At 36.1% G+C, this 12924-nt stretch carries 7 protein-coding genes; 5 read left to right on the top strand and 2 right to left on the bottom strand.

The features are described from left to right. Positions 1-380, top strand: a 380-nt coding sequence (locus WIW89_RS01550; RefSeq protein ID WP_337719513.1) for a 2-oxoacid:acceptor oxidoreductase family protein, incomplete at its 5' end; no start/stop codon positions are given. A gap of 213 nt (positions 381-593) precedes the next feature. Here WIW89_RS01550 and WIW89_RS01545 read toward each other — a convergent pair. Beyond that, on the bottom strand, positions 594-1121 hold the full coding sequence (locus WIW89_RS01545; RefSeq protein ID WP_337719512.1) for a PaREP1 family protein: 528 nt from the start codon (positions 1119-1121) through the stop codon (positions 594-596). 1309 nt (positions 1122-2430) lie between these two features. Here WIW89_RS01545 and WIW89_RS01540 point away from each other — a divergent pair. From WIW89_RS01540 to WIW89_RS01530, 3 genes are all read left to right on the top strand, one after another. Next, positions 2431-3501: a DNA methyltransferase gene (locus tag WIW89_RS01540; RefSeq protein ID WP_337719511.1), complete on the top strand. Its 1071-nt coding sequence runs from the start codon at positions 2431-2433 to the stop codon at positions 3499-3501. A gap of 242 nt (positions 3502-3743) precedes the next feature. Beyond that, positions 3744-6671, top strand: a complete 2928-nt coding sequence (locus WIW89_RS01535) for a DEAD/DEAH box helicase (RefSeq protein WP_337719510.1) — start codon at positions 3744-3746, stop codon at positions 6669-6671. Then, positions 6664-8919: a phospholipase D-like domain-containing protein gene (locus tag WIW89_RS01530; protein ID WP_337719509.1), complete on the top strand. Its 2256-nt coding sequence runs from the start codon at positions 6664-6666 to the stop codon at positions 8917-8919. The genes WIW89_RS01535 and WIW89_RS01530 overlap by 8 nt, the downstream gene beginning before the upstream one ends. A 324-nt stretch (positions 8920-9243) precedes the next feature. On the opposite strand, the gene WIW89_RS01525 is transcribed toward WIW89_RS01530, so the two are convergent. Next, positions 9244-10638, bottom strand: coding sequence for a hypothetical protein (locus WIW89_RS01525; protein WP_337719508.1), 1395 nt, complete (start codon positions 10636-10638; stop codon positions 9244-9246). A gap of 148 nt (positions 10639-10786) precedes the next feature. Between WIW89_RS01525 and WIW89_RS01520 the strand changes: the two genes are divergently transcribed. Then, positions 10787-12924: DUF1156 domain-containing protein (locus WIW89_RS01520; protein ID WP_337719507.1), on the top strand; the 2138-nt coding region annotated here is incomplete at its 3' end.

Raw genomic sequence — 12924 nt, 5'->3', positions numbered from 1 at the left:
CCCTAGGAACGGCTGACTACGTAGTAGGACTTGAGGCAATTGAAGGTCTTAGGAATATAAAATACGCCAGTAGTACCTCTGGTATATTTATAATGAATACGAAAATACAGAGACCAGCTATTCCGAAAGTGTCTTTACCCACCATTGACGACATCATCAGACTAGTTAAGGAATACGTAAAGACAGTCGTGGTAATTGACGCTGAAGACTTGGCCCTGAAAGCAGGAAACCTTAAGGCTGTAAATTTGGTATTGGTCGGGACTATGCTCTCGGTAGGTAAATTACGGGACTTTGTAGACGAAAGTGTGCTTCTCAATTCCCTTAATGAAGTTAATAGGAAAGCAGTTTATCTTGGTATGGATAATTACAGCGTCCTATAGAGAATTCGGGAAAAAGATCCAATTAGCATCGAAACTGACCGTTTGTCCCTACACTTTCATTTCAACCATTTTATGTTCATTCATGATCTAGTGTAGGGACTTAGCCCTCAACCACAGGTGGGTCATGGGACTCTTTCGAGCCCAACGGCACGGGGCTCACATCTCCGTAATCTCCCTTTTGGGCATTATGTCACACTCACTTTTCGGGGGTGATTAATTAATCGTATTTTTTAATAATTCCTCTAAATCCTTCTTTGCTTTTTCTAACTTTTCGTCCCAAAAATCGTCGAAATAATATTTTAAATTGAGTAACCACTCTATGAACTCTTTCACGTCGTCTATTACCTCCTCAGAGTTCCTATAATCAACAAAGTTAGGATCGAAACCATTATAAGAGAACTTGTGTAAAGTTAAAGCAATTCTTATCACGTTCTCAGCGTCGATGCCTAAGTTTTTTAGGTCTTTTGAGATCCCTATTAAACCTGTTGTAGGTGCTGAATACCCTACGTTCTCGTGCCAATACTTTTCCTTCTCGTCTTTTAATTTGATAATCTCGTTAAGGTTCTTTACAACCAGTGCACTAACAGCGGATTTTACACCTAAAAATGCCTTTAAAGAAGCGTTTTGTAACAGACCCTTTTGTATCATCTCTAAAGCCAATTTTCCTTCAACTAAACCATCGTATAATTTAGCGTAAATATAACCTTTAGAATTATTTTTATAATCTAAATATCCTTCCATGTGTTAAGTGCATACTAACGAGTAAAAAGCTTTAAATCAGTGTGACACCTTCCACTTACGTCTTATACACTTTAGTTAGATTTTACAATGAAGATCTAATCAATATGTTTTATAAGAGGAAGTCAGGTTAAGAATGTCCCGAGTGCAATTGAACAAATATAGAATGGTACTTACTAATACGTCGCCCGTATCAAATATAAATGGGGAGTTTCTAATTTCGTTACTTCTTCGAAAGAATTTTCATAATCTGTATGGGACCCTGAACCATGAACCGCTTTTTTCTCCTACAATTAGGAGCCTTAATGCAAAAGTCACAGTAGTTGATGAGAGTTAAACTTACGTTAGGTATGACACAATGAGGGAGAATTTAATGATATGGAGTGCCTTGGCTAATGGTTTCCCTTCTATACTGTGAGTAATAGGGATTACAAGGACTTTAGCCCTCTCCGCCTAATAATGAGCTAATTACGCTCAATTATTACTATGTTTATCAAGCCCTTCATCTTGGCGTCTTCTCTAACTGAAGATTATTACTGCTAATGAATTTTTAACGTGACTACGTCACACTCGAGGTAAGAAACGAAATTTTTAAAAGTCGACATAGAGAGGGAAAATTATGCAGAGTTCAGCCTTCATCGTGACTAATAGTCACTTTTCGTGACTATTAATCACTCGGCCTCATCACTCCTTCTCACTCTCCATGCCGTCTACGGGAGCGGTAGTTAAACCACTCCCTTCGAGGACATGGGGAGTTTCATTGGGTGTCTTCCTCCACCTCGCGACTGCTCACAGACTTCACAGTGGCACCCTCTAATTTAATGTTAACGGAAATAATATTTACAAATCTTTTCTTTCCGTAACTAAATAGTATTAAAGGGATTAGAAGTAATTAAAAATAATGAATAGTCACGTAAACGTGTTACAGACATAGCTATCCCTAGCAATTGTGCCCAAAAGCTCAGGCTTAACCCCTCGAGCTATGGGTGCTACTAAGGGATGTCACTAAGGTTAATAACGAGATAGGGACTTTCCTATAGAAAGGTTAGAGCTCTTTACAAGTAGGTGTTTAGTATGTAATCATGTAGTTATTCTTAATATTCTATACAACTATCTTATAGATTTATCCTGACATTAACGTCTATGTAGAATGTCACATCTGCTGTTACTTAGAAAAATTCTAAAAGAGAGTATCTAGAACTAGCTTTTGTTTAATTTTTCTTAATTTCTTACGTCAAGGTAATATCCTCAAACTTAGGAAAAAGGTTATTATATTGATGCAAGATTTATTTCTAATTTCTACATGGTAATAATGCGTTACTGGGGAAGAAAACCAGATCTAGTAATCGAGAAGATTATGAAGGAAGTCGATGGTGAGATAGTAGACCCTTTCGGAGGGTCTGGTTCCATAATACTCACTGCATTAAGACACGGTAACAGAGGAATATATTTAGATATAAACCCGTATGCATGGCTTGTGGCCTACGTTAATATAATTGGTGCCGATCCGTTGGAATATGAGGAGAAAGTGAACGAGGTTTTGGAGAATTTAGTCCCGGTCAAGAAAAGGGTATTAAGATACGATTATCTCCGTTACAAAGATGGGAAACCTTTTTGGAAAAGGGAGAAAGTAGAGAGAGTATCACAACTCTTCTCCCATGAAAATTTTACAAAATTATATTCCATTCTGAAAGCTATAGACAAAGTAAGTGCTACGGTAAGTACAAAACTCGCGTTATACGGAACCTTTTGCTCCGCCTTATTTAAAGCATCGAAAATGAAAAGGGAAAACGCTGGTAGCTGGGGAATACCTTCGTATTGGACGCCCGAAAAAGTGAAGGAAGTGGACGCCATAGAAGCCTTTAAGTCTGAAGCTAGGCGTTTCCTCTCTTACTTTAAGAGAAGTAAAAAGTATGAGTTACACAATGACGTAGAATTATATTTAGGTAATGCTTTAACGTTTAAGTTTAACAATGATAGCGTACTGTTCACAGATCCGCCGTTTTTCGAAGAGATACAGTATTCCGAACTGTCCTTTTTCTACTGGACTTGGCTAAGGGAAAGTAACTTCAAAGATATTGTAAAGATGGTGATAAACAGTACACCGAGGTTTAACTTTAAGAGAGAACTCATAGTCAACCCTCATAAAGGAATGGACTATAATAGATACTTAAATATGCTAGAGAAATTTTTAAGAAAAACGTCGAAAATGAAAAGGAAGTATCTTTTGTTTCATTATGACAAGGCAGAGTTAAAGGATAAGGTAGTCGAACTAGTCAGGTTACGCTGGGGTCAGGTAAAAATAGAGGAATTAGAAATCCCTAACCAAAGGAACATCGGAAAGAGGGGTAGTAAAAACTATATACTTATCACTTACCCTTAAGAAAAGATTGATTATCATTATCCGTGACCTTAAGTAATGTTGTACCCTGGAAATTTAGAGCATACTTTACGTAACGGAGAATACTGAGCTATAATGGTATATCTTTACCGTGAATTTAAAGTCAATTTGAATGTGAAAGTGATGAAAGGATTAACACGTGATAAGGATTTGAATCTCAAATAATATATTTATATGAGATGTAAAACTATAATTATTGATGAAAATTTTAGAGAGTGAGCACAGTGTCATACTCAAATGTTCCTTCTGAGGAGGAAATATCATTATACCAAGACATAGTTAGAAAAGAGGTTGAGAAGTTTCAAAATAATCAAAAGGACTTTTCATTAGCTAAGCTAACCCTCAATGAACTCCAGCAGTTAGCTGGAAGATATAGTAACGGTAACCAGCTGTTAAACCAGTTGATCCAGAAGGGCATGATAATCAAGATCTGTGATAAATACAGGTCAGCTCATATGGACTTATTAGCAAAAGTGGTTCACGCTAGATCTTATACCGTTTCCCCACCCGTAGCCCTAGAGTACGATGTACAATTAGAAGAAGAATACTATCCAGACTTTGGTGCTGTAAGTTTCACCTCTATCCTTAGCGATGTACAAAACAAGTTAAGTTTAGACAACTTACCTAACCAGGATATATCATTAATAACCAACATTCTTCAAAATGTAATGTCTAGAAGTATTAAAGGTAAAGGGTTTTCAAGTTATCAAGCTTACGTTATGAAACAGATTCTAGATCAGTATAAGCATTATATACCGGTGGTAGCACCTACGGCTACTGGAAAAACCATCACTTTTACTTTACCAGCCATAGTTTACGTTCTTGAGGCTGTAATTAAGAATGAAGAGCCAATAAATGTAGTCTTTATATATCCTCGTAAAGCTCTTGCTAAAGATCAAGTGGAGAGGTTATTAGACTTAATATATGAGATAAACCAAGAACTAATAAATAATAAGTTAAACAAAAAAGTTACATTAGCACTTGAAGACGGTGACACACCTGGAAGGAAGGAGATAAAAGACGGAGAAGAATACAGAGGGCTAAACTGCCCTAAATGTGGAAATAAGTTGATTTACACAAAAGCCGGCGTTAAATGTAGCTCATGCAAAAGAGACTATAGTTTCTTACTAGCTACCAGGGAAGATATAGAAGTTAATATACCAAATGTATTAGTAACAAATTTGTGGACACTTTATCGAAGAATATTAAATAAGGACAGAGCTTCTAGATTTAAGAATGTTAAATATATCGTTTTAGACGAAGTTCATGCTTACGATAATATATTAACACAACATTTAAGATACATTCTAAGACTTCTTAATTCATTAAAAGCCTTGAGTAAGTCTCCCCCAGTTGAAAAGATTGTCTTTTCCTCAGCTACAATACCGAACCATTTAGAATTTCTCTCCAGTATTGTCTGTTGTAAGTCAAATCAATGTATTTCTAACATACCCACATTCCAGGATTTCTATTCCAAATATCCTCAAAAAGGGAATAAAAAGAGATTAATCCTTTATTTATTTTTATTTCCTAATATAGGTAAAGGCATAGATACCGTAACAGAGTACGCAGCAGAAGTTTCCTTAGCCTGGCTGAAGGACAAGGGCTTTAAGGGTATTGTTTTTGCTGATAGTGTTGCGGGAGTTACCAAACTTTTTAAGTACTTCTATAACACGATATTAGGGACGAGAAAAGGCAAGGAAATTAGAGACCATATATGTTACACAGATCCTAATGACTTGTGCAACGAGAAGGAGTATTATTGGGATTATTTACAGAATTATAAATATGTGTGCGCCGACGTCAATCAACTAGACAGGTTTGCTGGAGACCTGAAAAGTAGCATAGAGCTACACAATGCTCTTTTGCCTCCTAAAAACAGATGGGAAATAGAAAAAAAGTTTAAGAGTAGCACCTCTCCTTTACAACTACTGTTCTCTACCTCTACACTAGAATTAGGTATCGATATAGGAGATATTGCACTAATAATACAGCACAAGCTTCCTATTTCGCGGGAAAGTATTATCCAAAGGATAGGAAGAGCTGGTAGAAGTGAGAGGACTTACAGAATAGCAACTGGCATAATAACTCTGCAAACTTCTCCGTTTGCAACACTTTACATATACAATCAAGACCTTATGAAAAAACTGACATCTCTAGGTAAAGGAGTATCATCACAATATGGCATGACCACCAACCCCAACATCGTATTACAGTATATGTTTTCCTATCTCTTGCTAGAAAAAGCCCTAAATGGAAGCAATACGTGTGTGGATGACGACCTAAAAAGAACTGACTGTGAAGAGTTAGGAAAGAATTTAGTAAACGAACTAAGAGAGAAGTTAAAAGACCAAGAATTCGTAAAGAAACTGTCTACGGACTTGTGCATAGACCCTAGCCGAATTTCTGAGGCATTAGGCACACTAAATTCAGTAAATTACGAAACGTATCCTAATGATAATAAATGTGAGGACGTAGTCTCAATCGTGGAAAATATTAGAGTAAATCTTATTGAGGGACTTAATGAAGCTGAATCGACCCTTGAGGATGATGACGGTTTCAATGAATTAGCTGAAAAAATACTCGATAACGAGAGACTTCGTGAGTTCAAGTTGAATAAAGATTACCTAAAAGAATTTTTATACAATATAGAAGGATATTTGAACAAGATCTTTGACGAACTAGATAATGGTCACGGTTATGGGCCTGTTATAAGTCAGTTGCTAAATAAGCTTGAACAAGATATCGAGAAAGTTAAAAGAAGCGTTAGTGAATTAGAAGAATTAAATCAACAGATAAAACAACCGCAGAATATAGAGACGAAAGACTTTGCAAAAATGAGAATGAAATTGAATATAAAAAACTTCTCACAAAAACTAGAAGATCTAATTAAGGACCTTAACGCAATTGTAGATTACTCAAATAGTCTAAAGGAAACATTAAAGTTTACTGAGAGCGAGAACAAAGTAAAATGCCTTTTATTACTTCAAAAGAAAAATAATATTAGTGATAATGATATTTCAATTGATGTGTTCAAAGTTTTAAAGGAACTCTTTAACAATAATATATTCATAGATTTGCTGATGACACCACCCGCACCTGTGATTAATGTAGATTTAGATACTGAGGAGGGTGATTATAGTGATGACTAAAAGCAATACTACGCGAAGAAATGGGATACAAGCATTATATTCCTTCACACCTTTTGCGCTATTATTTTCTAGAAGTAAAGAAGATTATGGTATGATCCTAGTACCTTCACCTTTTTATTCAACCGTAGTAATAAACGGAAAATCTTCTAGGTGGAGGCAATTTACTGATAATGACTGGTATCACGGAAGTTACAACAAGTTTGAATATTATGATGATTCGGGTAATACTGGAAAATTAAAGACAGTAGTTCACCCCTATTTAATCAAACCTAAAATATTTTCACGTAATACACCCTTCGAAATAGAATATACACATAACGACTTATCGAAGACCGGAAAGTCTATGGCGAAATGGGATTATACTGAACCATTCCCTAAGCTCATGAAATTTAGTTATGAATCTTTGACGCAGGGCTATAATTGTCGATATGGTTTCATATTGATAACCGATGAAAAGAACTGTCCTCTTGCTAATAAGTGTAAGTTATTCCAACCAGGTAACAGCACCAAAACATGTAAACACTATGTTGGGCCTAATACTTACGAGAGATTATATAAAGTGATGCCACATATAGTGAGAACAGTAAGAGAGTACCCATTCAGTGATAAGGAGATATTGGCTTTGATCCAAGTTAATATTAAAGGGCAGGATCGAATCTTAGGAAAAATTAAATACGATGATAAATTATCGTTGGAGGCCTTTTCGGACGCTACGATATTTAAAGATAATCTGGCTGATTTATATTATTTAGACTACTTATGGGTTTCGTACAAAGAGGCAATTGGCTTTAAACAAGATAACCTACACGGTATCGTTATCCAGTTTAACCCTAAGGCAATGGACGAATATGTAGAGGAACTGCTCAATAATTCACGAAGTATTAGAGACTGGATGTGCCTTAAAATGAACATGTACTTTGGTAATGACGCTAAATACATTAGACTAAGGAAGTCACAATCCAGTACTAGAGGCTTTGAAGCTATATCCAGATTTAGTAATTTATTGAATGGTGTAAAGGCAACGAACTCTAATTCAGGAATAGGAAAATATTTTGATTGTGACAGTGATAGCCCCAAATTTGAAATCTTGAAGATGTTTACCAGCTTTGTATTGATTCATACCATTGCACACGTGTTTGTTGAAGGTATATTACCTATCTTCTCTCCTTCACTGCATAATCAATTTTTATATTACATTGAGCACCCAATTTTCGGAGATAGTAAGGAAAACATCTACATTATTGATACCATTCAAGGGGGAAGTGGCGTATTAAAAATTCTATCTGAGTTAATAAAGAGCAAGCCTAATCAGTTTACCCTATCTATGAATATGATAGTTAATGACATAATTCAATCCTATTCTAAACATGAGAAAACCTTTAATAAGAATTCGGCTAATTTGAGTGTAGAATTACAGAAATATAAAAAGGTAAATATTCATTTTAAGGCACAAAATCAGTTAAATAAGTTAGTAGATAGGGTTATTGATATATATGATTTATGGAGGTCGTGCTCTAAAGATACCTTTCCGTTACATGTAGCTGTAAGGAATTACTTAGCTAAGAATTTCCAAGAAGAGATATATGGAAGTGAAGAGATATATGGAAGTTCAGAGAATAGAAGCTATTTTAAGGATTTAATCTCGGAGTTACCTCTTTGCTGGGACGGATGTAATGCTTGTGTAGGAATGGATAAAGGTTGTATGTTCATGCCTTTCGACCAGCCCTTCCTGATAAGTAGAAACTTAGTAACCATGTTCCTAAATACTGCCAACAATTGGCTAGGAAAGTCGGTATTTACGATAGTTAGTGGGATAACATCAACCAACTCCTTATTAGATGTGTTCAAAGACTTAATATTATTAGCTGAAAGAGAGATAATACTAGTCTCTCCGTGGATATCTAAGGATACGATAAACATATTAAGTGATATAAAATACAGAAGATCGATTAAAGTGAAAGTGATTACTTTAGACAGTGAGCAAAATCAGAGAGCCATAGAGGAAGCAGAGAATAATAATAATGACCCAATAATAGTCTTGAAGTTTCCCGAGGACAAAAAGGAGAAACTATTACACCTTAAGGCTTTAGTGATTGACGGCTCAATAGCAATAACGGGGTCCGCCAATTACACTAACTCAGGTCTAGGTAGTAATATTGAGATAGTCAATATTATTTTAGATCCAGATAACGTAAAAAGTGTACTTAAGCAAATTGAAGATATAGAGAAATCCATCGATAAGAAATGAACTGGGAGGTGTAGAGGAATTAAGAACAATGTAGAAACGCGATGGAAAATTTTCTTAGTTTATATTTCGCTTATTGCCTTATGTATCCAGTAATAATGTAGAGAGTTAGATCATCCGTACCTAAAAGCATTTTTGATAAATTTTGTTGTTAATCTATCCATCGAGAAAGGTCTCAAGGAGAACATTCTGCGAATAAGCGCATAAGAGATGCGTTTAACTCTCTACCTGTCAGCCTTAATTATTCTGATTCAGGATGGATATAATCACCGTCCGTATCGTGAACCTATTCTCGTTATGAAATAGTCCTAAAATGGTGACAGTATTTTAGACCTTGTTAACATTTAGCGTCTTTATGGAGTTGAAAATATACTTAAATACGTCTAATATTTTTATAGATTCATCAGGGTGTAACTTGTCATAACCTAGTAATTGCTTCAAGTCTGGATGATACTTTACAATAATATCTACATTACGTACGTTTATGTTATTCCTAGAATGGGTTTGAGTGGGTTTTTTATTAGTAACGACCTTGCCAACTAACCTTAAAAACTTCTTCCTTTTTTGCGAGTCTATGAACACGTTATGAATTAGACTATCGTATATTTCGTTCATCTCTTTCTCTACGAATGCTTTAGCGAACAAAGCAGGGTGCACGAATATTATATCGTCATTGTTGTCCTTTAGAAATACTTTAACTTCACGGCCGTTCATTCTAGATCCTAAGTCTTCAACTATTTCATCCAACATCTTACCTACGTTAAACTTCATTGGTATGCTACTCTCTTTGGATATCAGCTGTAACAACGTATTAAGACAGCGAGATATTTCTTTAACATTTCCTATGTTAATGACATCCTCGTCATCCAGTCGCCTTTGAATCAACATTTTCCTCAACGCCATGAGCACTAGCTTATGCTCCCAATTAACTCCGATATCCTTAAATTTACTTGAATCATATCCTACGACCTTTACGGTCTCTCTTTTCTTAGGACTTCCAGCCTCTAGGTATAGATTATATTGTTTTATAAAGAAATAAGAAAAATAATCTTGATCTAAGCTGGGCTCAAGGTCTTCACGCTCTATCGCCTTACGGTCAAAGTTCAGGTCTAAGTATTCTATGTGTCCGTTACTTTTTGTGACGTATGTGTGAAATATGTTGGATATACTTATCCAATTATCTCCTACTCTAAGAAAAAGATTTCCTAGAAAAGGGTTTTTTAAGTCATAGGGCAACCCTAGGGAAAAAGTCCAATATATCCCTAATGTTTTCCTTATTTCAAAATCGTTTATTATAGAGGGAGAGCTATTACCAAAGTCCATGATTCCAGATGGCCTAGATATAACATCGGAGTCAAACCTTAAGACGTACGAAATACTATTTCCAAATAGTTCACGATGAAATAGCTCATGATAATTTCCCCAATATTTTAGAGTTAGGGTTCTATCCAAATATGGTGAATACGCCGGGGCGAAAGTGACACTAGACTTTAAAGGATCATTATAAAAACCAAAAAATATTCTCCCCAGTATTTTAGGTGATATTATGTCTTCTATCCTAAAGAAATATAATGTTTTACCGCACTTCTGATATTTTCCGCAGTCGTCCTCATACACGTCATCTAGATTTCGAATTAAGTCTACGTAAGCATTGTATAATGCTTCGTTTAAGTCACGCAATAAGGTGGCTACATGACTCTCGTGGCATCTTTTTTCTATCATTATAATTACTGTGTATTATGTATACATTAATAACCATTGCTGATCAGGCTGAACTAGATACACGATAGCTACGTGAAAATCTCCACTTTACAGTGTACACAGACTCTCAACCGAAATAAAAATAAATGTGATCTATTTACTTTTTTCTGTGACAAAACGTTTCATAGAAAGTGACACTTTCGCCTCACTAATTCCTGAAATTGACAAAAAGGCTAAAAAGGAGAAAGGACCGGGAAGACCCCCTTACTGGGAAATGATTTTCTGGTGGACTAGGAAACCTTTGATATCAGCAAGAGCATTTACGGCTGCTGCACTATTACCAGAAAACACGTCAGTGGTGGATTTCAAGAGGATAACTAGACTAAGTGAAGATAACCCTCACAAATATCAGCCCATAACCGACGGTAAGTTCAAACAGTTCACGGTATTGGATCCCTTCGCTGGGTTTGGCTCTATCCCACTAGAGGCTAAGAGGTTAGGAGTTGGAAATGTAATAGCTTCAGACCTTCTACCTACCGCTTACGCCTTCCTAAAAGCAGTGCTGGAGTATCCCAATTACGGGGAGAGACTCATCAGTGACGTGAAAAAGTACGGCGAGGAACTGCTAAAGTCAATTGAGGAGGACGTGAAGGAGCTTTATGGAGACGCTTCCGGTTTCATTGGAACATGGGAAGTGAAATGTCCTCATTGTGGTAACTACACTCCACTCGTTAATAAGTGGTGGTTATTGGAAATTAAAGGTGATGAGGAGGAGGAAGAGAGTGAAGAAGAAGAGGAAGAAAAGGTTAGATCGGGCGAGTTTAGGAGACTTGTATTCATGAAACCCGAGGTTAACGGAAGAGAGTTACGAATTAGAGTAGTTGACCTAAACAAGGAGCTAGGTAAAAGGTCGCTGAGAGCAAAGAAGACAAAAGATAGAGTAATTGTAGATGGAAAAGAATACCAAGTTCCTGAAGGAAATATCGTGGCCAAGAACTCTTTAGCTAAATGCTTGTTTTGCAACAATATCATGCCTGGTAAAGGCGATAATTGGTACGTAAAAGAGGCAATAAGAGACTGGAACGAAAAATACGAGAAATACTTGAACGGAGAAATCGACCTAGACAGTTTAAAAAACGCCAAAGCTAGACCAGTCATTTTAGTGAAGTTTAAGGGAGAAGGAAAAGAGCTACAATTTGAAGAAATAGATCAAGTAGATAAGGAAAGGTTCTGGAAAACTTTTGAAATGCTAAAAGAGGTTGACATTAGTAAAATACCGACAGAACGAGCAGCTCCTTACGGCTCCGTAATGTTTGGAACATGGGGATTAGATAAATTTTTCAAAATATTTAATGCAAGGCAATTGGTTATTCTCAGTAAAATCATAGACAAACTAAATGATTCAAGGGAGAAGATAGATTTTGATGATAGATATAAAGACGCGGTAATTACATACTTGGCTATAACTTTCTTAAATTATGTGAGGTATAATTGTATATTAACATCAGTGGAATCGACCAGAACATTTATTAGGAATGCATTATCATTCAGAAGATTCTCGTTTACATGGAATTGGGTAGAGGTTTCTCCTCTAGCCGATATTATTGGATCTTTTTCAAGAAGCTTAGAGCATGTGATTGAAGGTTTAGAATATTTAGCACAAACTAACTCTACATCTGTTCTCGATATAGTTAATTCCGATGTTAACGAGTTAAACTTAGACCCAGTTGACGTTATAATAACAGATCCGCCTTACGCTAATGACGTACCTTATCCAGAGATAAGCGACTTCTATTATGTGTGGTTAAAGAGGATTATCCCATTACCATATAACACACAATGGGAAGAACTTGCACCAAAGGATATTGCGGTTGAAAAACCTAGAGGCGAAGTCTTTGGTGATAAAATCGGTACATATGAGTATTTCAGGGAAAGATTAGCCCAAGCATTTGCAAAGCTTGACCAGTTCTTAAAGGATGACGGACTAATGGTTACCTTTTACAATCACACATCTCCAGACGCGTGGATTTCACTTTTATATGGAGGGTGGTACTACTCCAAATTCAAAATATCAGCGATTCACGCAATAACTACTGAGGATGAGAACAGGGTTAATGCAAGAGGTACTATGTCATTAAACAAATCAATGGTCATCGTATGGAGGAAAAAAGCAGAGGGACAAAAATTAATCCAAGAAGCCGTTAAGGAGGCACTAAATTACGCCTCAACGTGGGTCTCCACCAGACTTCTAGGAAAGGAGAGAATCATCGAACTTTCAATAGACGCTTACATAGAAGTTTTAGGCAA

This window comes from Stygiolobus sp. CP850M (genome assembly GCF_037389425.1).
Taxonomy (GTDB): domain Archaea; phylum Thermoproteota; class Thermoprotei_A; order Sulfolobales; family Sulfolobaceae; genus Stygiolobus.
Note: the sequence above shows the minus strand (reverse complement) of the source record. Positions and strands in the feature narration are given on the sequence as shown.

Bases quoted from the DNA above. Each gene is read 5' to 3' on its own strand.
- WIW89_RS01545 (WP_337719512.1), bottom strand. From the start codon at position 1,121: ATGGAAGGATATTTAGATTATAAAAATAATTCTAAAGGTTATATTTAC.
- WIW89_RS01540 (WP_337719511.1), top strand. From the start codon at position 2,431: ATGCGTTACTGGGGAAGAAAACCAGATCTAGTAATCGAGAAGATTATG.
- WIW89_RS01530 (WP_337719509.1), top strand. From the start codon at position 6,664: ATGACTAAAAGCAATACTACGCGAAGAAATGGGATACAAGCATTATAT.
- WIW89_RS01525 (WP_337719508.1), bottom strand. From the start codon at position 10,638: ATGATAGAAAAAAGATGCCACGAGAGTCATGTAGCCACCTTATTGCGT.